The organism is Pelosinus fermentans JBW45, from assembly GCF_000271665.2.
Classification (GTDB): domain Bacteria; phylum Bacillota; class Negativicutes; order DSM-13327; family DSM-13327; genus Pelosinus; species Pelosinus baikalensis.
The window spans coordinates 1,498,785-1,523,706 of sequence record NZ_CP010978.1 but is presented as its reverse complement, the minus strand read 5'-3'; the positions used below and the strand labels follow the sequence as shown (position 1 = coordinate 1,523,706).

At 32.8% G+C, this 24,922-nt stretch carries 19 protein-coding genes; all 19 read right to left on the bottom strand.

The features are described 5' to 3' along the window. Positions 1-110: 110 nt before the first annotated feature. Positions 111-926, bottom strand: coding sequence for a class D beta-lactamase (locus JBW_RS06300; RefSeq protein WP_007956996.1), 816 nt, complete (start codon positions 924-926; stop codon positions 111-113). Between the two features lie 194 nt (positions 927-1,120). Further along, positions 1,121-2,920: a BlaR1 family beta-lactam sensor/signal transducer gene (locus tag JBW_RS06295; RefSeq protein ID WP_007956997.1), complete on the bottom strand. Its 1,800-nt coding sequence runs from the start codon at positions 2,918-2,920 to the stop codon at positions 1,121-1,123. 40 nt (positions 2,921-2,960) lie between these two features. Next, the gene (locus JBW_RS06290; protein WP_007956998.1) at positions 2,961-3,335 is read right to left on the bottom strand and encodes a BlaI/MecI/CopY family transcriptional regulator; all 375 of its coding nucleotides are present in this window, start codon (positions 3,333-3,335) and stop codon (positions 2,961-2,963) included. 66 nt (positions 3,336-3,401) lie between these two features. Continuing rightward, positions 3,402-4,205: a penicillin-binding transpeptidase domain-containing protein gene (locus JBW_RS06285; RefSeq protein WP_007956999.1), complete on the bottom strand. Its 804-nt coding sequence runs from the start codon at positions 4,203-4,205 to the stop codon at positions 3,402-3,404. A 166-nt stretch (positions 4,206-4,371) separates the two neighbouring features. Then, positions 4,372-5,904 (bottom strand): B12-binding domain-containing radical SAM protein, encoded by a 1,533-nt coding sequence (locus JBW_RS06280; protein WP_007957000.1) that lies wholly within the window; start codon positions 5,902-5,904, stop codon positions 4,372-4,374. Between the two features lie 307 nt (positions 5,905-6,211). Then, positions 6,212-6,472, bottom strand: coding sequence for an acyl carrier protein (locus JBW_RS06275; protein WP_007957001.1), 261 nt, complete (start codon positions 6,470-6,472; stop codon positions 6,212-6,214). 817 nt (positions 6,473-7,289) lie between these two features. Next, on the bottom strand, positions 7,290-8,501 hold the full coding sequence (argJ, locus tag JBW_RS06270) for a bifunctional glutamate N-acetyltransferase/amino-acid acetyltransferase ArgJ (protein WP_007957002.1): 1,212 nt from the start codon (positions 8,499-8,501) through the stop codon (positions 7,290-7,292). Between the two features lie 382 nt (positions 8,502-8,883). Further along, complete coding sequence (locus JBW_RS06265) at positions 8,884-9,453, bottom strand: hypothetical protein (protein ID WP_007957003.1); 570 nt, start codon at positions 9,451-9,453, stop codon at positions 8,884-8,886. Between the two features lie 115 nt (positions 9,454-9,568). Further along, positions 9,569-10,297, bottom strand: coding sequence for a thioesterase II family protein (locus JBW_RS06260; protein WP_007957004.1), 729 nt, complete (start codon positions 10,295-10,297; stop codon positions 9,569-9,571). Between the two features lie 62 nt (positions 10,298-10,359). After that, a complete protein-coding gene (locus JBW_RS23735) occupies positions 10,360-12,114 on the bottom strand; it encodes an ABC transporter ATP-binding protein (protein ID WP_007957005.1) in 1,755 nt (584 codons plus the stop codon). Beyond that, positions 12,111-13,862, bottom strand: a complete 1,752-nt coding sequence (locus JBW_RS23730) for an ABC transporter ATP-binding protein (protein WP_007957006.1) — start codon at positions 13,860-13,862, stop codon at positions 12,111-12,113. Before JBW_RS23730 ends, JBW_RS23735 begins: the two co-directional genes overlap by 4 nt. A gap of 81 nt (positions 13,863-13,943) precedes the next feature. Next, positions 13,944-15,107 carry an HlyD family secretion protein gene (locus tag JBW_RS06245; RefSeq protein ID WP_007957007.1) on the bottom strand — a complete coding sequence of 388 codons (1,164 nt, stop codon included), beginning with the start codon at positions 15,105-15,107 and terminating at the stop codon, positions 13,944-13,946. Positions 15,108-15,239: 132 nt separating this feature from the next. Then, positions 15,240-15,707 carry a hypothetical protein gene (locus tag JBW_RS06240; RefSeq protein ID WP_007957008.1) on the bottom strand — a complete coding sequence of 156 codons (468 nt, stop codon included), beginning with the start codon at positions 15,705-15,707 and terminating at the stop codon, positions 15,240-15,242. Between the two features lie 37 nt (positions 15,708-15,744). Further along, positions 15,745-16,974 (bottom strand): glycosyltransferase, encoded by a 1,230-nt coding sequence (locus JBW_RS06235; RefSeq protein WP_007957009.1) that lies wholly within the window; start codon positions 16,972-16,974, stop codon positions 15,745-15,747. Next, positions 16,971-18,239 carry a decarboxylase gene (locus JBW_RS06230; protein ID WP_007957021.1) on the bottom strand — a complete coding sequence of 423 codons (1,269 nt, stop codon included), beginning with the start codon at positions 18,237-18,239 and terminating at the stop codon, positions 16,971-16,973. The genes JBW_RS06235 and JBW_RS06230 overlap by 4 nt, the downstream gene beginning before the upstream one ends. A 53-nt stretch (positions 18,240-18,292) precedes the next feature. After that, on the bottom strand, positions 18,293-19,918 hold the full coding sequence (locus tag JBW_RS06225; protein ID WP_007957023.1) for a B12-binding domain-containing radical SAM protein: 1,626 nt from the start codon (positions 19,916-19,918) through the stop codon (positions 18,293-18,295). A 58-nt stretch (positions 19,919-19,976) separates the two neighbouring features. Beyond that, positions 19,977-21,587 carry a radical SAM protein gene (locus JBW_RS06220; RefSeq protein ID WP_007957024.1) on the bottom strand — a complete coding sequence of 537 codons (1,611 nt, stop codon included), beginning with the start codon at positions 21,585-21,587 and terminating at the stop codon, positions 19,977-19,979. A gap of 100 nt (positions 21,588-21,687) precedes the next feature. Continuing rightward, positions 21,688-23,292 (bottom strand): radical SAM protein, encoded by a 1,605-nt coding sequence (locus JBW_RS06215; RefSeq protein ID WP_007957026.1) that lies wholly within the window; start codon positions 23,290-23,292, stop codon positions 21,688-21,690. A 13-nt stretch (positions 23,293-23,305) separates the two neighbouring features. Next, a complete protein-coding gene (locus JBW_RS06210) occupies positions 23,306-24,910 on the bottom strand; it encodes a B12-binding domain-containing radical SAM protein (RefSeq protein WP_007957028.1) in 1,605 nt (534 codons plus the stop codon). Between the last annotated feature and the right edge of the window lie 12 nt (positions 24,911-24,922).

Here is a 24,922-nt window from a genome sequence, read left to right as displayed (position 1 = left end):
TAACGATACCCCTATTCGCAGGCTTATTTACCTACGAATAGGGGTATTGGAGTTCCAAATTGAAGACCTATTTTATTTTTTTTAAAACCATGGTAACTTGAAGAATCCTACTATAAAACTTGCAGGTCTTTTAAGATTAATTTTGTGATCTCTCTGGCCTTTCCGCCGATTGCGCCATCTGGCGCTTGAATATTGGTAGCGAAGAAATAGCGATTTCCTTGCTTTTCGACACAGCCAACAAACCACCCCAATATCCATTTATCATCTTGAAATCCCGAACCGGTTTTACCCATGAATCGCATATAATCATTTTCTGACAAAGTAATGTTCTTTTTCACTATCTCCACATTTTGGGGAGATACCGGCAATTTCCCCGAGTATAGCCTGTACAGCAAGTCCACTTGTTCACGCGCCGAAATCTGTAATGAAGACCGCAGCCAGAAGGTTGTCAAGCCTCCAGAAATATCCCTATTCCCGTACTCTAGCTTATCAAGACCTGCCTGCATCCTTTTCGCCCCAACCCGGGACGCAAGTTCTTGGAAATACCAAACAACTGAATCCCTTGTGGCAGACGCCAATGTTTGATCATGGTTCCACGTAGGAAATGTATATTGCGTCCCATTCCATTTGAATAAGGTATATACATCTTCTTGGTCTAAGACACCAGTTTCCAATCCAATAAGTGAATTATAAATTTTAAAGGTGGAACACGGTGACAAGCGTTGATTACTTTGGGGCTCATTAACGACTATATACTGATCGTTAGCCTCATCGTACATAACAAACGTCCCTGTGGTAAATCCCTCAAAGTACTTACCAAGGTCTTCCTTTACCACGAGATTCGCCGCATTTGTGCTAGCCATTAAGCCACAATTAACAAGAACAACGGTAAGTAATACTAAAAACCATCTTTTCACTTCAACCATTCCTTTACTCGTTGATTTATAATGTGCCGTACGCAATCTCCTTAAACATGCTATAGATTACAATTGTAATCTATAGCTAAATATTACACTCGTGATCTTTGATTGTCAATATAATCCAAATAATTTATGGAGATATTTATTGCCTGATGATTTTTAAAAATGGGCAATATCCAGCTTTATACGAATTTACATTCCTATAAAAGATTTTTATCTTTAAGGATTGATAGCGTTATTCTCCTGGCATTTGCCCCATCTGCGCCCTCTTTTCCTTGAATATTCGTAGCAAAAATATAATTCTCTCCTTCATTTTCTACACACCCTATAAACCACCCATTAATGTTATTTCCATTCACAGTTCCAGTGCCAGTTTTCCCGTATAAAGTTACCTTGTCCAGCTCCCACACTTTGATTATTTTTTTGACAATGTCTATATTCCTTCGAGAAAAGGGCATTTCATAAGTAAATAGTTTTTTAAGCATCTCTACCTGTTCTAGAGAAGAAATTTTTAATGAGGATTCAATCCAAAAGTCATTAATTCCGCCAGAAATATCATAATTGCCGTATCCAATTTCCTTTAAATTATTCTTTATACTAGTTTCGCCCACGCTAGAGTCGACTCTCTGAAAATACCAATTTACAGAGTAGGAAATTGCGGAAGTTAGTGTCTGGTCTCTGTTCCAGGGTTGGATTGGATATATGGTTCCATCCCACCTTAATGAAGTCTCTTCATCTGTTAAAACTCCAGTTTCAAGACCGACTAAAGAACTAATTATCTTATATGTTGAATCCGGAGATACGCGCTTTTTGCTGTATCCATCATTATACACCTGATAGTGATCTCTTTTCATGTCAAGCAAAACAAAAGTTCCATTGTATTCCTGGAAATAATCGCTCAAATCTTCATATGCAATGCTATGACTTATCTTTGGTGATTTTTCTGCCTGAGCTGTTCCTTTTGCGTTGGTCAGCACAAAACACCCCATCAGTAAAAAAAGAATAATTCTCCAAACAATCCCAAATATTGTCTCTTTTTTATACAAGGCAATCATTTCCATTCTTTTCTTAATATTGGCTCTGCCACTTGCCAACCCGGCTATCGTGTAATCATAAACAGAATATGAGTATCTTTCGAGAAAAGAAATAATCGCAGCGCCATAGCTTTTATATTCATCGGGTTTTAGTAAGGAAAGCACATAAGCATCACAAGCCAATTCCCGATCCTGACGCATTTGATAAAAAGCGTACCAAATAATTGGGTTAAACCAGTGGATGATTTGCAAAAAAGATGTAATCCAATTTACATAAAGATCTCTACGTTGAAGATGGGCCAATTCATGTAATAAAATGAATCGTAATTCCGATTTGCTTAAATTACCGTTAATGCCAGCCGGCAGTATAATATGCGGTCTGATTGCTCCCATAACCATTGGACTTCGAATTAACGGTGATTCAACCAGCACAGTATTGCCCTTGATATTCATCCTGTGCTTACACTCCTCAAGCAAGTTAATAACACAGCTGTCATTTACTCTGAGAGTGCTCCTCAGAATACATTGCAGCTTAATCGTCCCATGAATCAAGTAAACAGTAAGAGTTATCACTCCAACTAGCCAGAACCAAAATGCAGCAACCTCCCTAGAGTCAAGGAAAGTCCTGTTTACAGATAAGGCGTAATCATGAGCAACGTTCACCATTTTCGTTAACGGCAGCTCTTTTGCTGTAGTCTGGTCTGTCATCTCATTACCCTGGGTCTCAAAGTAATTTCCGGATAAGACCTGAATGTTCAGATGATTAAAGATGTTGAACACGCTTAAAGAGCTTTCAGGCGTATAAGGAATTAACAACTTCATTATCACTAAAAACCATAATAGATACTGCAGATTGACGCCCATCCTATTTGCGAAGACCAGTCGTAGGACTATGATTAACCCTATTAAAATGCTTCCCATAAGTGAAGAGTATAGCAGCCAGGGAATAAAAGAATACAGTACCATAAGAGGCCTCCCTTAATAAGCTCTCAAAACCTCAACTCTTTTATTTTTTCTTTTGATCCAAGATACGTTTTAGTTCCGCTATCTCTTCTCTGGATAATTCTTGTTCTTCTAAAAATTTAGCAAACATCACATTTAAGGCACCGCAGAATACCTTTTCTAAAAAAGACTGGCTTTCCGCTTTCACACACTCATCCTCTGCTACGAGAGGGTAATAAACGTACGTCCGGCCCTCCTTATGAAACGAAATAGCATTTTTTTTTAACAGCCGCCCAAGTAGCGTTTTAACTGTCTTTGGCTTCCATGAAGTAACACCATCAACTTTATTAATGACGTCGCTAGCGGTAAGTGGAGCTCTGTCCCATAATATCTTCATGATTTGCCATTCCGCGTCCGAGATCTGTGGTAAATTCTTCATAGATTTCACCTCTCAAGATTACAAGTATAATATAGTTCTTTCTTCCTAATTTGTACTGAACCTTGTTTACAAAATACCAAGATCCTTTAGGATTACTAATGTAATCTCTCTGGCCTTCCCACCACTTGCACCATCGGATGCTTGAATGTTTGTAGCAAAGAAATAACGTTTTCCCTGTTTTTCTACACAGCCTACAAACCACCCTAATAACCATTTACCATCTTGATAGCCTGAACCAGTTTTGCCTATAATTCGTACTCCATCCTTTTCTGACAGAGTAATATTCTTTTTTACTATCTCTACATTTTCTGGAGAAACTGGTAATTTGCCCGAATACACCTTATACAACAAATCTACCTGTTCTTGAGCTGAAATTTTCAATGATGACCGCAGCCAAAAAGTAGTCAAACCTCCTGAAATATCGTGGTTACCGTATTCAATTTTGTTAAGATACTTCTGCATTCTTTCGCTTCCAATCCGAGAAGCCAACTCTTGATAATACCAAACTACTGAATCCTGCGTAGCTGATGCTAGTGTCTGGTCATGATTCCAAGCTGGAAACGGATATTGCGTTCCGTTCCATTTAAATAAGGTGTACACATCTTCTTTATCGAGAATACCGATTTCCAACCCTGCAAGTGAATTATAAATTTTAAAGGTAGAACATGGTGAAAGGCGAATCTTACTTTGAGGTTCATTAAAGACGCTATACTTATTATTAGTCTCATCGTACATTACAAAAGTGCCAGTAAATCCCTCAAAATATTTTCCAAAATCATTCTTGGATTCGAGCTTTCTCTCATAAACGCCAGTTAGTAATCCAGCAACAATAATGACAATGACTAATGCTAAGAAAAATACTCGTCTCATTAAAATCCCCCCAGTCTTCATCCTTAAGCTTCATTGAATACTGTTGGTGAAGCTATGCTATCTCCTGTTGATAGACAATACATGACTATACATTAAAAAAGGTTCGTGTTTAATATTGATTCCCTAAGTTGCTTCAAAAGCAATTACTTATTTCATTCTCTTCCGATTATTCAATACTTCTTTTTAAGAAGTCATTGTAATTACCTAAGAATTCTTTAACTTCATTTGCACTCAGCCCCCGATTTAACAAATGGAAAATAATCGGGTACTCTGTCACATGTATCGAATTTTTAATTTCTAAGAACATTTTGTTGCCAAGATGTAAAGCTGTTTCTGAATTCATTGTAGCATGAGACCAATCATAATTCGATCCTTTTAATTCATATTCAGTCTTTTTACTATGAATTGCCGCTTGATGGTCATAAGCCCATAAACGTTCTTGAAAGAATGTGGGCATCGTTTCTTCAACAAAATTATATGTTTCATAAAATGTTTCGTGAGTTTCTCCTGGAAAACCCACAATAATGGAGGCAATACTTAAAATTCCATATTCATTAAGTATTGCCAAGCTTTTTTTATACTCCTCTACTTTGGCATTTTTGTTCATGTTGTCTAAAATACGTTGACTTCCTGATTCTATCCCACAAAATACTACCTGACAGCCACTTTCCTTCATTAGTTCAACAATTTCTCTATCAATATGTTGACACCTTAAAAATGAACTCCACTTAAAGCCATAATTCTTTTTTATTAGCATACGCAAAAACTGTTTAAATCTATCTGCTGAAATGTTTATCGCATCATCAATTATGCAAAAGCCTGTTACTGTAGGAATACTCTTCAGCAAGTCTAATTCACGTTCAACAATCTCTAAACTTGTGGTTCTATATCTGCCGGCATATTGAGGAAATGTACAAAAGGAGCATGCATAAGGACAAGATATAGATGTTCTCAAATTCACATTAGTACCTATTCGCTCCTTAAAGAGTTGCCAATCAATGAAATTTTTATCTAAATCATTATCTTCTCTGACTGATGAAGTGAACTTATATTTGTCCCCTGTGTCATAATATATATTTGCAATAGAATCAAGACCTGATTGATTCTTTATGGCACAAACGGTTTCGTACAATGCACGTTCACCTTCTGCATTATAAATATACACATCTGCACCCAAAGATTTTAAAAAACTCTGAATCTCATCTTCCTTCATCGCTCGAACACTAGCCGCTATATATGGACCACCTACAATTATTTTAACATTTTTAGAATATTTTCGAATATATTTTAATATTTCTTGAATAGGATATGGAAATGTATAATAAGTGGTGGTAATTGCAATAGTCCTAATTTCATTATTTTTCAGTCGTAAAGCCAGCGCCTCCTTTTCACCGTTAAAATAATTAATATAATCTATTGTTAAACCTTTTCGTCTTAGATAAGTTCCTAAATACGCTACAGCAAGACTAAAGGATTCATTGAAAACATCCAAAGACTTTGTATAGTCTTTTTTTTCATTATGAAATTCGTTAAAAAATTGTACTGGTGTATAAAGCTTTTTTTGATACTCAACCTGCGCTAAATTAAATTTATGCCTTTCTTTATATGTAGTAGAACTCTCGCCATAGCTTAATCTAATAAGTTGTTTTTGTCTATTTATATCTAACTCATTATGCCCAATTACAAAACAATCAATCATAGAAATCTACCCCTTCACCTTGAATATTATTGCTAGGCGTTGCCTTTGTCCACCTGATAACTTCGTACCATTCTCATCAAATAAGCGTATCATCATTCAGCTTCGGGCGTATGGATTAGCCAGTAATTGGTTTTCTTTGATTGTCATAATAAAAACTTATAGAGCCATCTAAGAAATTTAAGTAATTCCTCCCTGTTTCCTTCGAATATGAGTCATTATCATCTCATTACAAAATAAATTTCCATTTACTTTTTTGAAAGAAACTGAATAGCAATCAATCAATGTTTACAAATATATACTTCTTATATTAGCTGACTTTAATTTGTGATTTCGCCATAATACAATCTACCAAATCACTAATACACAATATACTGCCTTGCAGTAAAAGGTCTTCATCAAATTCAAATTGAAAATGTTCTTCAACAACAACAAGTAATTGCATCATAGCAATAGAATCAATACCTATATCATTTAATGATGTATGATAAGTTATTTCGACTCCCTCTCCTAAGTTAAGTTCCTCTGTGATAAATAATGAAAGCTGATTAACAACTTGCTCTAAAGACATAATTAGTTTTCCTCCCATACAATATTTTTTTAGCGTTTTAACAAATCCAACAAAAGACTATTCACTTAGCCACCAGACCGATTCATAGTATATTAGATCACTGTTTCCAACCTTGCAGATAACCTTTCACAAACGCAACACAATATCTTGCAATGATATTTCCTAAAATAAAAATTCTTTAAGGCATTCCAAACAATAAATAATAACAATAGCAACAAATTCGCACTTTATAGAAATGCGTATTTGTTGCTATTATTAAACGTCTTAATAGTATTTTACCAATATTTGTTTCAATGCCAGCTAAACTGATATTGACGCCACTCATGTAGTGAGAAAGACTTATACTTTCTTATATGAACTTGCTTAAAATAACACCAGATGCTAGGTACGCTGAGAATCACAAGGCGTATGTTAAAGCCCCTTGAGGTACTGTTTTTTGTCAGATTCTACCTGTCTAAGCAAAGCTTCGCCATCTCATGTATAAAACTATACACTACTTACAATCTTATAATTATAACCCTATCGAAAAATTATCGTGCCGAAGCTTCGAATGGTTTTTCTCCAGTTATTTTCCAAAATTTACTCCTCATATGTACATATGAAGAATAATACTATTTCGTAAAAATGTCAATATATAACTTATCTTTTATGTTTTATATTGACATTTTTATCGCTTGCTACAAGCCTAGGAAATAGAAGCTACTTCATACTTATTTACACACAGACAATTCCACACGCTTTGAAAATAAAGTACTTAGTTCATAATGCATTCTCAGATAACGCTATAAGACTATCAGATGCCGTAAATACAATCAATTTATGTCAAATAATTACCATTTATTTTAACATACTCAATAGAAAAATCGCATGTCCAGATAGTAATTTCGCTTTCACCTTGTTTGAAATCAATTAAGACATCAATATTTCTTTCTTTTAAAGATTCCTCTGCCTTTATATATTCCTCACTGTTCAATGCAGGTTCACCGTTAGAAACAATCTTGTAGTTATTAATAAAAATATCAATTTTGCTGCAATCTAATCGTGTTTGCGCTTTACCAATAGCCATCAACAACCTCCCCCAATTTAACTGCTGACCGTAAAATGTAGTTTTTACTAGAGGAGAATTAGCTATTGACATTGCAATAGTTTTCCCTTTTTCCTTCGTTGGAGTATTAATTACTTTTATTGTAATAAATTTTGTAATTCCTTCACCATCATTAACAACTTCTTTTGCCATCTGTTCTAAAAGCAGATTTAAGTGATCCGCAAATCTATGATAATTTTCATTTTCAGATGAAATAATATTATTGCCAGCTAGACCATTAGCCAACAAAAAAACACTATCATTTGTACTGGTATCACCATCTATAGTAATACAGTTATAGGTTTTTTCCACTGAACTTTTTAGAGCTTTTTGCATCATTGAGGGAGAAATCTTGGCATCGGTAATTACAACGCTTAACATTGTAGCCATATCAGGCATAATCATCCCTGCGCCCTTAACACATGCAGCAATATTCACAGTCTTTCCATCAAGCTCAAAACTGATACAAGCTTGCTTAACTTTTGTATCGGTAGTCATAGAGGATTCAATAAAATCAATAGCACTTTTATCGTTCGTATCTAAATTTTCAATAACGTTGTCAATCCCTTTTAGTATAATATCCAACTCAAGTTCGCGCCCAATAACCCCTGTTGATCCTAAATAAACCTCCTCATCACTTATACATAACAGCTCGGAAACCTTCGAGATACATTTTTGAGCATCCATGATACCCTTTTTTCCAGTAAAAGCATTTGCATTGCCACTGTTGATAAGAACAGCCCTCTTTTTATTAGTAATTTTATCGTTATTCTTAGATAGGATTACAGACGCTGCAAGTATATCACTTTTCGTATATACTGCAACTCCATATGTTTCATCAACAGTTGAGTAAATAAGACCTATATTTTTCTTATTCTTATCTCCAGCAATAATACCTGCAAATTTAAAACCTTTAACTATTGTTAAACTTTTTTCCTTATTCATGTATACACACCCATTCCCTTCCTTGGTTCAATGATTAGATAAAATTTCCTTATGTTCGAACATTTCAAGATATTAAACAATGCATGTAACTGTTTTTTGACTATAATTATCTTCTATTATTGGATTTATCTGTATCTATTGTTTTTATATTCCAATTGATCTTCTTAACATTATATACATATGCTAATTATTTATCAAGATCCTTTACAATCTATAAAACATTTTTTTATCATTATTAATTATATTAGCAGCGTTATAAATATTTGATTTAGCCATTAACCGCCTTATTCTTTTAATAGCTTATCATCAAGAAATAAATTCTCCCCTTTCAAGTGATTTCATTTATTTCTTTACTGCAAGGGAAATTTTAGGTAGACCTAGATTATTCCCCTTTATAATTTCTTATAGATTCTTCATGTATACTATCCTCAGTGGGAATAACTAACAAATTAGCATCTAACAAGTTAGCTATAATATTGAATATCATACTATTTTGGTATTCAATATTTTCTATGATAGCATCATCGCTGAATATAATAGGTATTATATTTGACTTTAATAGAATTAGAAGGGTTTGGCAAATATTTATATAACCTGAATTTCGTTGTAATACCTCAAGAGGTAATGTTATTGGCGCTACTATCAATCCTTTCGCTGTAAACATTTCGTCCAATAGATAAATAAATAGTCCATATCCTACAGCACTAACAGCCTTATACTCATGAATAGAACTAGGAATCTTTTTTAAGCCAAGACGTTTCATGCCTATATATACTGCGCCTTGAAAAACTATTATTATATCAAATCCTTGATTTGATATAGCAAATACTGAACGCATTATATGCTTAAAGTAATTCCATTTCAAATTACCTGTATTGTCTATTATCACGCTTAAATATAATTTTATTATAACTCTTTTTGTACTAGTAATTAGCTCTTTTCTATTTTTCATTTTATTTCACCACCTGGGTATTTTTCAGTAGTCAAATCATACACATTATTGATTTTAGTTCTTAATATGATAAATCAACTTTTTCGAATTAGAAAAACATTCAGAGTGATACTTACTAGACGTAGTTAATGAGTGTTTCATTAACTATTTTAACAATTTTCTCAGTATTGCCATTAATAAAGAAATGCCCACCATCGAATAAATATCTTTTATATGACCCATTGAAACGTATTTGCCACTTAGCAGTACTTTCAAGAAGAGCTATTTCATCATCTTTGCCTGTTAAAACAGTAATATCACAGTTCAATTTATCTATTTTAGGTACTTCTCTATATGTTTCAAAAGCTTTACAATCAGCCCTAATTATTGGAATAAATGCACTAAGCATTTTCCTTTCAGAGAGTATTTGTTTCATTGTGCCACCGTATCTAAAAATTTCTTCTATAAATTCATCATCAGGTAATGTATGTAAATTAAACATATTATCCTTAAAGGAATTTGGTGGATGAGCTCCTGATAAAAAAATATGTTTTGGAATTACTTGCTTTTCTGCTTTCATCCAACAGGCAAATTCGTAAGCTAATACGCATCCAAGACTATGACCAAACAATGCATAATTATCAGTATTAAGCTCTTTAAAAATACTTTGATAAATATCCTTGAGTGCATCATCAAAATTACCATATAGCGGATCTTTAACCCTTCTTCCCCTGCCTGGATATTCAATGGGGCATATATCTATATATTCACTTAAACATTTATTCCACTTATTATAAAATGATGATAATCCTCCTGCATATGGCAGACAGAATAGTTTTATTTTTTTAGTCTTGCTAAAATTCATTTTATCAAAGTCCTTTCAAGGTAATAATGGCGTATTTTCTTCATTTCTCAACGTGATCTATCCTAAAAAGCAATATTTTTATACTGATCCTTAAATAACACATCATATGCAGAATTTTTACCTAGTAGCTCACTATGGTGCCCGTATCCAGCGATAGTACCATTATCGATTACAATAACCTGGTCTGCGGATAAAATGGAAGATAGCCTATGAGCAATAACAATAATTATCTTTTTCTTAGCTATATTATCAATTGCCATAGTAATCTCTTGTTCAGATATATGATCCAAAGCAGAAGTAGCTTCGTCAAAAACAATAACATTGGGGTTAGTTAGTAAAGCCCTTGCAATTCCCAGTCGTTGCTTTTGTCCTCCTGATAATTTAACACCATTTTCACCAATAAGTGTCAAATAGCCATTAGGCAGCGCAGTTATAAATTTATCAATATAAGCAGTTTTGCAAGCGTCTTTAATTTCAGCGTCAGTAGCATAAGGATTAGCCAACAATAGATTATCTTTAATAGTCAAATTAAAAACCATATTATCTTGCATAACTACACCAATTATCCTATGCAAGCTACTATAGTTTATTTCTTCAATTGGATAGCCATTAATCAATATTTCTCCTTGTTGTGGTTTATGTAGCCCTAGAAGTAGTTTTAAAATGGTCGATTTTCCACTTCCACTTTTCCCTATGATAGCGATTCGCTCATTTGCTTCTATTTTAAGATTTATATTTTTTAAAATCTCAGGCTGACCTTCACTATATGTAAAGCCTACATTCCTAAACTCAATGCTACTGGAAAAGTTATTTTGGTCAAGTTTGATACCTTGGTAGCGCGTATTATATTTCATTATTTCTAATACTCTTTCCATGGCTGGCAAATTAGTACCTAATTGAATATAAAGATTACTAACTGTACTGCAATTATTAAACATCTGTTCATAAAATTTAGTAAAAATTAAGAGCTGACCTATTGTCAGCTCATTTGTGTAGATCAGTATTCCTCCGAGAAAGTATATACTTATTTTATTTATGAAAATATCTTTAAAATTATCAAATGACATGCTCGCATACATATACATACATTGTCTATAAAACAACTTTATAAGTTTGCGCCAATAACGCACAAATTTTTTTGTTTGTACTTTCTCAATAGAAAGATTTTTCACCTCCTTCCAAGCCTGAAAACAATTAAACATCCATCCTTCATATTCACCCCATATATTCCTGTAATCTTCAGATGCCTCTTTTTGTCGGGCTGCTATCCAATTTCCTAATAAAAAAAACATAGGTATAATCCCAAAACTAAATAAAGCTAGTTTCCAACATATTATAAGAAGTATAAAACCATATGTAAAAATACTTATCCACGCGAAAGCATTTTCAAATATTTGCTGTTCTAAAAAAATAGAAAAGCTATTTACATCTGAATCTATTCTATTTTTTAAATCTCCTTTATCAAAACTCTTCCAACTATCTTGCGGCATCCTTATACAAGAATTCCATATTTTTAATCTAATATCGAAAATAAGTTTATTATACATCTTTGTACCAACTATCTTTTGATAAGATAAGAACAATGTCTGTAAGAAAAAAAGCAAAATGTATCCTATACAAATCCATCGTAAGATATCTAATTGCTTCCTATTCATAACTTCATCTATTAATTCCTTAAAGAGAAAAAGCATAGCAATTCCTATTGGAAGTTGTAATAGCTTATTAATACTTAAGATAATTAACTGCCTTTCATAATTTTTTATGAAAGGCTTAATTTCTTGGAATATTCTTATATTCTCTGTTAGTAACTTTTTCATATAGCGCAAGCCTTCACACCAAGATATTGTTTATGAAATAGTTGTTGGTAATACTCACATTCATTAATCAATTTTAAGTGGTGATCACATGACACTATTTTCCCGTTATTTATTACTGCAACCTTGTCAGAGTTCAGTATAGTTGTCAAACGGTGAGCAATAATTATTGATGTTCTATTTTTACTTAAACGATCCCACGCTGCTTGAATTGCTTTCTCAGCTTCATAGTCAAGTGCAGATGTAGCCTCATCAAAAATCAATATCTTAGGGTTTTTTAATATTATCCGCGCAATTGCAATTCTTTGTTTTTGCCCGCCGGATAGATTCAAACCACTCTTTCCTATAATAGTATTTAAGCCATCAGGGAGTTTCCTAATAAAGCCCATTGCATATGATTGTTCGCAGGCATCCAAAATCTCTCTCTCTGTACTTTTGGGTCTAGCTAAAAGAAGATTATCTTTAATTGTCCCATCAAATAATACTACCTCTTGCTGAACAACACCGATTGCCCTTCGAAGAGATTTTAACGAGCACTGTGATATATCTGTGCCATCGATCTTAATAACACCTTTAGTGGGAGTGTACAGTCTTGTAATCAAACTAACTAATGTGCTCTTTCCAGCTCCACTTTCTCCAACAATTGCCATTTTCTCTCCCTGGCTAATTGTAAGGTTAATATTGTCTAGAATAATTTTTTCGTTATAACCAAAAGAAACATCTATATATTCAATATGTCCTTGTTTTATACCAATATCTCTGCAAGTTATTCTCTCAGTTTCAGTTTGCAGCGAAAGTAGTTTAGAAATTTTTTTAACAGAACTCAAATTATTACCTATACGCATACTAGCTTCGTTAAGATTTTTAAGTGCAAAGTTAGCCTTATTAAAATATTCTATTGCCGCTATAAATCCACCTACTGTTAGTTCTCCTTTGATAATTAAAATACCCGAAACTACATACAAAGATAAATCAGAAAATAATGATACCAGAACAATTGTTCTCTCTGATATAAATTCCGTATAGTAGGTACTATTTTGTAATCGTAAGATTTCCATTAGTTTTTTAGTAAAAGAGCGCCTTACAGTGTTCTCGCTTGCGAGAAGCTGGATCTCTCTTATACCGTTTAACATCTCGTATACCCAACTTATAAAGCTTCCGTACAGGTCTCTGTACTCACTGAAAATCAACTTTTGTTTTTTTGAATAATATGAGGATATATATATTGAGGTCGGAATAACGATAAGCATTAATATTACTAATGTATCATTAATTGCTGAAACAAAAACTATGGATAATATAAACCGTACAAGTATATTGAACATATGGAATATATTCATGTGTATTAAATCCATAAACATACTTGTATCCCTATTTATGATTGAAATAACGTCTCCTGTATTACTATCTGCTAAAGTCTTGGCTTTGGATGTAATTATTTTATTAAATACCTTCTTTCGTATATCAAACAAAAACTTTGTAGAAAGATATGTCCAAATATTTGATTGTATAAAATGCATCAGCCTTTCCCCTAAGAATAAGACTACATAAACAAGTCCAGCAACCATGAAAAACTGCATATTCCGATGATAAATCATTTCATTTATCATCATTCCTAATAAATAAGGATATATTACGCTAATTAATGAAATAACCGTAACACAAAAAAACAGTAAAAAAAAGCTAATTTTATATGGTTTGGCAAGCTCCCATATAATTTGTAGTTCTTTTGATAAATATTTAGCATTCATAATAGATCCTCTCAAAATTTTTTCAAAATTACTGATAATTAAGAATCAAATACTATTTCAATCCATCTTCCTCTCAACTCGTCATTTAGGTACATATGCTTCTATCGTCATACCCATCCGTAATTTTTCGATATTATCCAATATTTGTACTTTAACCTCAAAAACGGTACTTTTTTCTGCCTCATCTTTATCAATATGTTCTGGTAGAAATTCCGATTGGCTTGCAATATATATCACTTTACCTTTTATTAATTGCCCTGATAAAGAAATCGATCTTAAATTCACCGACTGACCAAGTGAAATTAAAGTAACATCTTTTTGAGCAATATATACTTTTGCATATAAATCAGACAAATCCGAGATTTTGCCTATATTAGTGCCCACGTTCACTGTGTCACCTACATTTGCATTTTTCAATATATATATTCCGTCTACAGGTGACACTACATTACACTTTGAAAGACTTAATTTTGTCTGCTCCAAATCAGCCTTTGCATCTTCCAGCTCAAGTTCTGCAGTTCTTATCTCTTCCAACGTCGGACCATTCTTTAATAATTCTAACTGCGCTAACTCTTTTTCGTAATTTGCCTGTGCACCGTAAAGTACATGGTTTGTAGGACCATTTCTAGTTTGTTCCAACTGACTCATAGCAGTTTTAAAGTTGATTTCATATTTCGTAAGCTCTTGTTGTGCTTTAATTAACTCTCTTTCTGGTATTGCATCTTGTGCATATAAATATTTTAATTTTTTGTAATTATCCTTATAGTATTCATACTCTGCTTGTGCAGATGACATTATTAATGCAGCTCGTTCAAGTTCTTCGGGCCTCGCTCCTTGCATCTCTTCATCAAGCTTATATTTTGCGACTTTCGCCGCTGCCTCAGCCTCCTGAATTTGCTCGTATCTAGTACCGGCTTTCAGTTGCTTAAGTTTTACTTCTTTGACTCCAATTTTTATTCTCATCTGAATTATTTCTAATTCTTTAGCGGTACTATCTATGTGCGCTAGTAAATCACCTTTCTTTACTTGTTGACCTTCCTCCTTATATATTTCAATAATTTTACCTATAACTTCCGAATTTACACTTATCTGATTTGACTCTACATGACCATTTAATATAACTTCATTAAAAAAAAAGGCTCTTAAATCATATTGAAGGTCACATCCTGAACAAATAGATACTAATAAAAGTAACAAAGTTGTGCTAATAAACTTAATCAATAATTTATGCGAATTAATATACATATTTTGATGCTCTCCCATTTTTGAACTAGTCAATTAATACTTCTTGTTTTAATATTCTCCTTAATGTGAAGCCTAGTCTCTCTATGTGAAATGAAAGAATATTGGGAAAGGTAATTATTTTCTACTTTTAATTTAAAATAATTTATCTAATATCTTGTTTATAATATTTTTCCTTTTAAAGTATATTTCTAAATTAATAGGCCCCTTATATTCTATATAATTTGCACCTAATTCTTCATAACAATCCTCACGTCTTGCAATAACTTCTACTTGCAAACGATTTGAAGATTTCAAATTTTGGATATTGGTTATTGACCCATAGTACCTCTTTCCATCACTTCTCACATACCATACTGTATAATTTTTGGAGTCTATTGCATCTTTATATTTATTACTAATATCAGTAGTAATATGAATACACCTTTGATCATTACTATCATAATTTAAAGTACCAGTCGCTTTAATATATATACCTGTGTATGAAGTGTTGGTTATATATAATACTAAGATTAATATCAAAGCAAAGCCTATAAAAACTGCATGAGGTTTTTTAACTGTAAATATTAAGAGCTTATATTTAAATCCCTTGCTAAATGCCATTAGTAAATCTCCTTATTTATGAGGAAAATACTACTAATTAAACTGAATGGTTCCTCCTATTTACATAATCTAATATATATTTTTTCGCTTCTATACCACCACCATAGTTTCTCAGTCTTATTTTATAAGCCAAGTCTTTCGCTCGATTAAATACCCTTTCATCCCTTAAACATCTTAGGACTTCATCATAAAGTCCACTTGGGGTTAATTCCATTGGTAAAATAAAGTTACCTACACCTAATGCTTTCACTTGTCGCGCATTAAATTCCCTTTCTGAGAAAGTAGGTATAATTACTGCTGGTATACCATTAATTATATTTAACATGCAACTTCCATGTCCTCCGTGATGAATGGTTATATCACATTCTTTTATAAGTTCTGTTGCAGGAACCCAATCCATTATTTTTATATTTCCTGGAATTTCACGAATCTCTTTAAGGGATTGCCCCAATCCGGTAGACACTATGACATCGAATTCCGAATTACCAAAAGCTTTTATTACATTTTTAAGAATTTTTATACCCGATGCTCCTGCTGAATCATACAGGTTACCTGTATAAGCATAAATTAATGGACGATTTTTCTTCCAACTGGAATTATCTTTAATTTTGATTGTTTCGTATTGTTTTCCTGAACTCTCCCAAAGTAGAGGACCTATATAAATTACATCATCGTCAATCGGGTCAAATTCTGGAAAACTAGGTATAATAGTCAAATCTCCTCTATTTAGTTCTTCCATTCTGTCTATAGGATCTAGTCCATACCTTTTCATTAAGTCACTTACTATAGGTGCCGCTTTTGGATAGCTTTCTGTTGCTTCCTCCCACCATGAAACTCTCTTTCCTTTTGGATGCATACACGACTGCGTTATGGAAATAAGAGGAACCTTTAGAATTCGTGCAGCTATTTCTGTGGGTGGACTGAATTGCGATATGATAAAATCTGGAGAACATGTTCTGATGGCTTCAACTCTCGCTGGAATCATTGCATTTACATAGTCGGAATCAATATACCCAAATCTACCCCAATAATGATCAATATTACACCATTTATGTCCTTTAGGAATCAAGTTCTTAGGAGGTTCTACATATGGTGCTTCAAGAAATTTATATTTAAGATTTTTGACTAGAGTAGCTGAAGAACTTGCTATAAAGCAAGTAATATCAAATTTTTCTTTATCAAAGCTCTCAATAATTGGTAAAACTTGTGATAAAGGACCAAATCCCCCACTCATTCCTACAAAGATGTTCTTTTTGTCCTTTTTCATTTATATAAATCGTCCTCCATTCTAATAATATCGAGACCATACTGTTTACTTAGAAGATCATTCAAGGTACTCCTACGTCGAAGTAAATGAAGGCTATCCCTATAACAAAAGACTTCCGCAGCAGACGAATGGCTTAAGAAGGATGTGGGACTATTAGTTAAACCATATGCTCCTGACTTATCTACTAATAAATATTCACCTGGTTGCGCTTTAGCAATAGTTATATCTTTACCTAGAATATCAATGGGAGTACAACTAGGCCCCACTACAGTAACATTCTCCTTTATGCTGTTTTCATGAAGAGTACGAATGGGGAATCTGTTTTTATTATACCTTCCCAAAAAGGATGCTGCCGGATGTTGACTATAACCTCCATCGCATACCAAGTATTTTTTTCCCTTACATTCTTTGCTATATAAAATTTTAGTGATATACGTACCTGAATCTGCTGTTAAAAACCTACCGCTTTCCACTGCAATCCGCGTATCTGTGAGCCTAGATTTATATCTCGACCATAACTCATCCATACCGTGTTTTAAGATATTCATATCTAAATTTGATTCTTCGGCAAAATAAGGTATTCCGAATCCGCCGCCCAAATCGATAAATTTCAGAGAAAACTCATATTTATCGGATAATTCTATTGCAAGTTTTATAATTTCATTTGTATTTTTAACAATATCACCTGCATTAAGGATCTGAGTTCCTACATATACATGGATACCTATAATATTTAAATTCACTAGTTTTTCTAAAGCTTGAAAAACCAACCCAACTTGAGATTGATCAATTCCAAATTGGGTTGCCACTCCCCCCATTTTTATATCTGTTTCAATACAATTAAAATGGGGATTAATTCTTATCGCTATGTCTACCTTCCTAGATTTAGTGTTGGCTATTTCATTAATCAAGACCGCTTCTTGCATTGATTCAACATTTATGCAATAAATATTTCTATCTATTGCATATTCAATCTCTTCAGTAGTTTTCCCAGGGCTTGTAAAAACAATATCATTTGATTTATATCCTGCAGTTAGTGCGACGTGCATTTCACCTATTGAAGCCACTTCAGCTTTACTTCCAGCCTTCTTAATCAACTGACATATTCCTAACAAAGGATTGGCCTTCATCGAATATAATATTTCAAAGCTATCTGGTAGACTTCCTTTTAAAATATTAAATTTGCTTATAATATCTTCACCATTAAATAAATATAAAGGTGTACCATAACGTCTTATCGCTTCTTCAATTATACTTAACTTCATAAATCCTCCAATTACTCATAATGTATTTGGTTTCCTAATATTATTTTAGTTGATCAGCTTTCATGAGATACGACACAACGTTTTGCAGCAATTCTCAATTTATCCAACAGCTCACAGCTGGTCTCTTCCACACTTGGATTTCCCAATCTTTCTTTAACACAATTGTTAAATGCATCAACGAAGCCTTTAATATTATTCACACTAATTCCTCTATTTTTCATATCGAATATATTTTGAGTATCCCCTAAATGTGTTGAATTTTTTATAGTTAGATAGAATTTATCAACAAGTTCATGCGCATAATCCGCATTCATCGTTTCATGACACCAGTTAAAACCTGATCCTGTTAGATTGTATTTTTCTTTTTGGTTAAAGATTGGAGCATTTTGCGCATACCACCATAAGCGAATTTGAAAAAATGTCGGTTTTGTCTCTTCTATAAATTTAAATGTTTCCATGGCAGTCTCGTCACTCTCACCTGGATACCCTATAAAAAATGATGCTACGCTCATGATGTTGTATTTGTTTAATAATTCAATTCCTTTTTTACACTCTTCCAGAGTCGCCCTTTTATTCATGTTATTAAGTATTTTTTGACTACCTGATTCCAATCCACAGAAAACCTGTACACATCCACTTTCCTGCAATAGAGCTGCTGTTTCTTCATCAATAAATTGACATCTTATATGAGTCTGCCATTTAAAATTATATCTTTTCCTTATCATCAATCGTAATATGTCTTTAAATCTTTTCAATGGCACATTAAACGTATTGTCACTAAAGAAAATACCTGAGACTTTGCCACTATTTTTTAAATCATCAAGTTCCTTCTCCAGTGTCTCAATACTTGAATACCTGTATTTTTCCTTAAATCCGCGACCACCATAGGTACAAAAACCACAGGAAAATGGACATGACATCGCAGACCTTACACTAACATATTTGCCAAGACGATTCGCAAATAGATTCCAATCTGTTGAATTATTATCCAGATCATTTTCCTCAGGATAATAATCATTTATGACAAATTTATTGTTTTTTTTGTAATATATATTAGATATACTGTCTAGCGGTAAGCTATCTTTTATAGCTTTAACCGTTTCATTAAGAGCATATTCCCCCTCACTGTTATAAACATAAATATCAGCACCAATTGAATAAAAGAGCCTTTGTAATGCATCGCCATTTAATGATCTGACTTGATTTGTAATAAAAGGCCCACCAACTATTATTTTTACTTTGGCATCATATTTTTTTATGAAAGACACGATTTCAGTTATCGGAAAAGCGGTAGTATAATGTGTTGTTGGTATTGCAACAGCATGTATATTTGCTCCAACCAGTTTTGAAGCAAGTTCTTCCTTCTCACTATTAAATGAGTTTATATATTCAATTGATAAACCTCTCTTAGTAAGATATGTGCCCAAATAGGCTATCGCACTATTAAATGTTTCTTCAAAAACAGAAAGTTCATAAGAGTTACTAACTTTTTCATCATTATAAAATAATTCAAAAATTTGTGACTGCGTATATAATTTATTGTTACATTTGACAAATCGAAAATTCGAATCGTCCCTATATTCGTGTGAATTTTCCCCATGGATAATTTTTGCAAAGTTTCTTTGCTTTGCAATACTGACAGTATTTATACCAACAAAGTAACAATCTATTGTTTCCATTTTCATCTCTCCAATAACAGCTTTATTATTCTCCTCGCAATATGTAAATAATTCATATTTATTCGCTAATTAAAGAGTCACGTAACTTTTTATACATCTCGAAACTTGTTTCTTCTTCAACAGGTTTTTTTATCTTTTCCTTTATGCAATCATTAAAACTAGACAAAAACCTTTGAATTTTAGATATACTTATACCCCTATTCAAAAGATGGAAAGGTATTGGACATTCAGTTTCATATATTGAATTTTTAATCGACTTGAAAAGCCCTTCATTCAGAGTACATGCCATTTGAGAATCCATGGTATCATGTTTCCATTCCAAACCTTCGCCACCCAAAGAGTATTTGTCCTTCTGCTTGCTAATTGGTGCATTTGAATCATAGTACCACATATGGGATCGAAAAAAAGTCGGCTGAGCTTCTTCTATTAACTTGACAGTATCTGTATATGTTTCCAAAGTTTCTCCCGGAAATCCTACTATCATTGATGCAGTACTTGCAATTTCATATTTATTAAGCAGACTTATACCATCGTAATATTTATGAACAGTAGTATTTTTAGACATATTATTTAGAATTTTCTGACTTCCAGATTCAATACCAAGAAGAACATGATCGCACCCACTTTCCTTCATTAGACGAACCGTTTCTTCATCTAAGTATTGACATCTTAAAAAAGAATGCCATCTAAATTTATATCGGTTTCTTATCATCATTTTTAGTATCTCTTTAAATCGTGATGGGGGAAAATTAAACGTGTCGTCAATAATCCACATACCAGTTATGCCACTGATATTGTTAAGCCGATTCATTTCTTCTTCTATTGTATCTATACTTGCCTGCCTGTATTTTCCCGCATAAATAGGGTAATTGCAGAATTGGCAAGTGAATGGACACGATATACTCGTTCTGACATTTACAAAATTGCCTACCCGATCAGCAAACAACTCCCATTGAACTATGTTTTCATCTAGCTCATTGCTTTCATGAACATGTCCAGTGTACCAGTATTTATCTTTATTTTTGTAGAATATATTTTTTATATTATTTAGAGGAAGGTTATTTTTTATAGCATGCATCACTTTCCCTAGTGCTTTTTCTCCCTCTGTATTATATATAAAAATATCTGCATCCATGGCTTTGAATACTCTTTGCAATGCCTCTTCATCTAGTGAACGAACTCGATTGGCTACATAGGGCCCACCAACTATTATTTTAGTTCTAGTGTTATATTTTCTTATAAAAGAAATAATATCAAGAATAGGGGAGGCAAAAACATAGTACGTTGTAGGGATTACTACTGATAAAACCTTATTATTAGATAGCACACTTGCCAGATAGTCTTTCTCTTTATTAAATGAGTTAATAAAATCTATCGAAAAGCCATTTTTATGTAGAAATGTTCCTAAATATGCAATACTAAGGCTAAACGTCTCTGAGATGCCAACATCAGAAAATGATTTATTGACTATATTTTCTTCTTGATTAATTTTATTAAAAATCTGCGAAGACGAGTATAAATTACCTTTATATTTTATATATCCAAGTTTCGACATGTTCGTTTCATTATATAAATGTGAATTTTCACCGTAACTTAACCTTAGTAATTGTCTTTGTCTCATCATATCGATTTCATTATGTCCTATAAAAAAACAATCTATTGTTCTCATAAAATCACCTCTTTACTGCTATTAGAGTAGGATTATTCTATATACGCGTTTTGCACTGCTGGTTCAATTGACGTGGGGTAACTTTACTAGGGTTAAAATATCAATACAGAGTTGCTCTCATTTTTTCGATCATTTCAGGATTAGTTTCTTCCTCAAGTGGGTTACTTATCTTATGCCTGATACATTCATTAAAACTACCGATAAAATTCTTTATTTTATCAGTACTAATTCCTCGTGTTGAAAGATGGAACGGTATTGGAAAATCACTTTCAAAAATAGAGTTTCTTAGATTAGAAAACATATCATACACTAAATTATATGCAGTAGTCGAATTCATCGTAGCATGACTCCACGTATACCCAGACCCCTCTAACTTATACTTTTCTCGTTCCTTATAGATTGGTGTATCTTGATCGCACCACCACAGTCTTGCCTGATAAAAAGTCGGTTTTGTTTCTTCAATGAAATTATATGTTTCCTCATATGTTTCAGAGGTTTCACCAGGAAAGCCCATTATTAATAAAGCTGTATTCATAATATTATATTCATTCAATAGTGATATTCCTTGCCTATACTTTTCTACGGTTACTTTTTTATTCATATTGTTTATTATTTTTTGACTGCCAGATTCAATCCCAAGCACTACATGCTCGCACTGACTCTCTTTCATAAGTTTAACTGTTTCCTCGTCAAGATACTGACATCTGACATGTGCCTGCCATTTAATTTTGTTCCTATTTTTAATCATTACACGCAATATATCTTTAAACCTATCCGGGGGAAAATTATATGTGTCATCTATAATCCACATACCCGAAACTTTCCCTATATCATTAAGTTTCGCTATTTCATTACCTACTGCCTCCAAATCGGCCAATCTATACTTACCAGCATACCGTGGGAAATTACAAAAGCTACATGAAAACGGACATGAAATGGATGTTCTCATATTAACAAATTTTCCCATATCATTAGAATATAAATTCCAATTTACTGGATTATTATTTATTGAATTTTCTTCGATTTGTACTTTTGTAAATACATAATTCTTCCCACTCTTAAAGTATATATTTTCTATTTCCTCTAAAGCCTGTCCATTTTTAATCCCTTGAACCACCCTGCTTAATGCATATTCTCCTTCATTACTGTATATGTATACGTCAGCACCCATCGAGATGAAAAAACTCTGTAGTGCTATTTTATCCAGTGATCTAACTTGATTTGCAATAAACGTCCCACCCACTAAGATCTTTACTGTACTGCTGTAATTTCTAATAAAGGATATGATTTCAAGAATTGGATATGCAAATATGTAAAAAGAAGTCGGAATTGCAATTGTTCTAATTCTATCTTCTGTTAACAAATTTGCTAATTTTTCCTTAGCGTTATTAAATGAATTAATATAATCAATTGAAAATCCTCTTTTATGTAAATAACTACCTAAATATGCAATTGCTAAATTAAAAGTTTCATGCATATTAATGTCATCAAAAGAATTGTCAACAATTCTTTTTTCTTTGTTGAACATATTAAATATTTGTGAAGTAGAGTATAGTTCTTTTTGATATTTTAGATACCCTAATTTCGATGAATTCGTTTCAGTATAATAATAAGAGTTTTCCCCATAGGTCAGCCGCAATAATTGTCTCTGCCTTGGCATAGAAAGTTCATTATAGCCAACAAAAAAACAATCGATCTTTTCCATATCTTTCTCCTTTCTAATTTAGTGAACCCAATGCACTTTTCATTTCTTGTATGTATTGATAATCAGCTTCTGCTAAAATTGGAGCATTTAATCCCTTTTTCATACACATATTAAACCCATTTATAAACTTTTTGATCTGCTCAATACTATATCCCTTAACTAATAAATCAAAAGCAATTGGATAATCTGAATCATATACAGAATTTTTTATATTCAAGAACATTAGGTCTGTTAATGTCGCAGCTGTTTTAGCATCCATTGTTGAATGACTCCATTCGTAACCAGATTCCTCTAATTTGTATAACTTCTTTTTAGAATAAATTGGGGATTCAGCATCAGCATACCACACATGCGATCTAAAGAACGTAGGCCCCAACTCTTCAATAAAGTTATAAGTGTCCAAATACGTTTGATAAGTTTCCCCCGGAAAACCTATTATGATAGACGCGATATTCGCAATGCCATATTCATTAAGTAGACTTATACCCTTTTTATACTGCTCAACAGTAGTATTTTTGTTCATATTATCAAGTATTACTTGGTTTGCTGATTCTATTCCACAATAAACAACTTGACAACCACTTTCCTTCATTAACTCAACTGTTTCTCTATCAGCATATTGACATCTAAAAAAGGAATGCCATTTGAAGTTATATTTATTTTTTATCATCATTCGTAAAATATTTTTGAATCTCTCTGCCGGAAAATTAAAAGTATCATCGATAAAATAGATACCCTTAACCTTTGGATTCTCTCTAATCATGTTAAGTTGCTTCTCTAATGCTTCAATACTCAGCTGCCTATACTTTCCTCCATATTTTGGGTAACCACAAAAAGCACAAGAAAAAGGACATGAAACTGTAGTTCTGACATTAACGTATTTATATTGATTTCCTTCAAATAAATTCCAATTTATTAGATTATCATCTAACCCGATTTTCTCTTCCTCTGGAAAAGTAAATGAATATTTCCCCAAATCTTTGTAAAATATATTATTAATATCTGTATAAGGTGACATTTCCTTTATTGCTCTGAGCACCTTAACTAAGGTATGTTCTCCTTCGTTACTATAAATATAAACATCCGCGCCTATAACTCCAAACATCTGCTGCAATTCAGCCTCTTCCTGCTCTCTAACCTGGTTGGCTATAAATGAACCACCAATAACTATTTTTACTGAAGCATTATGCTTCTTTATAAATGCAATCGCTTCTAAGATAGGAAATATTGTTGTATACATACTTGTAGATATTGCAACCGCATGTAATTCATTTCTTTTTAATATTGATGCAAGCTTATCTTGTTCACTTTTAAGGCAATTTATAAAATCAAAGGTAAAACCTGATTTATTTAGGTAGCTTCCTAAATAAGCTATTGCACCATTTAATGTAGGCTCATAACTTAAATGTTCAAATGAACTTTCTCCATTTTTTTTCTGAGTAAACTTATTTGATATTTGCGTAGGAGTATATAATTGATCTTCATATTTTATATATCTTAGTGTTACGGCTTCTTTATAAAATTGAGAGTTTCTTCCCCACATAACCCTTGAAGTTCTCTCACATTTCAAACCTGTAATTTGATTATGACCAATTAGTAAACAATCTATTTTATCCATAATTTTCCTCCT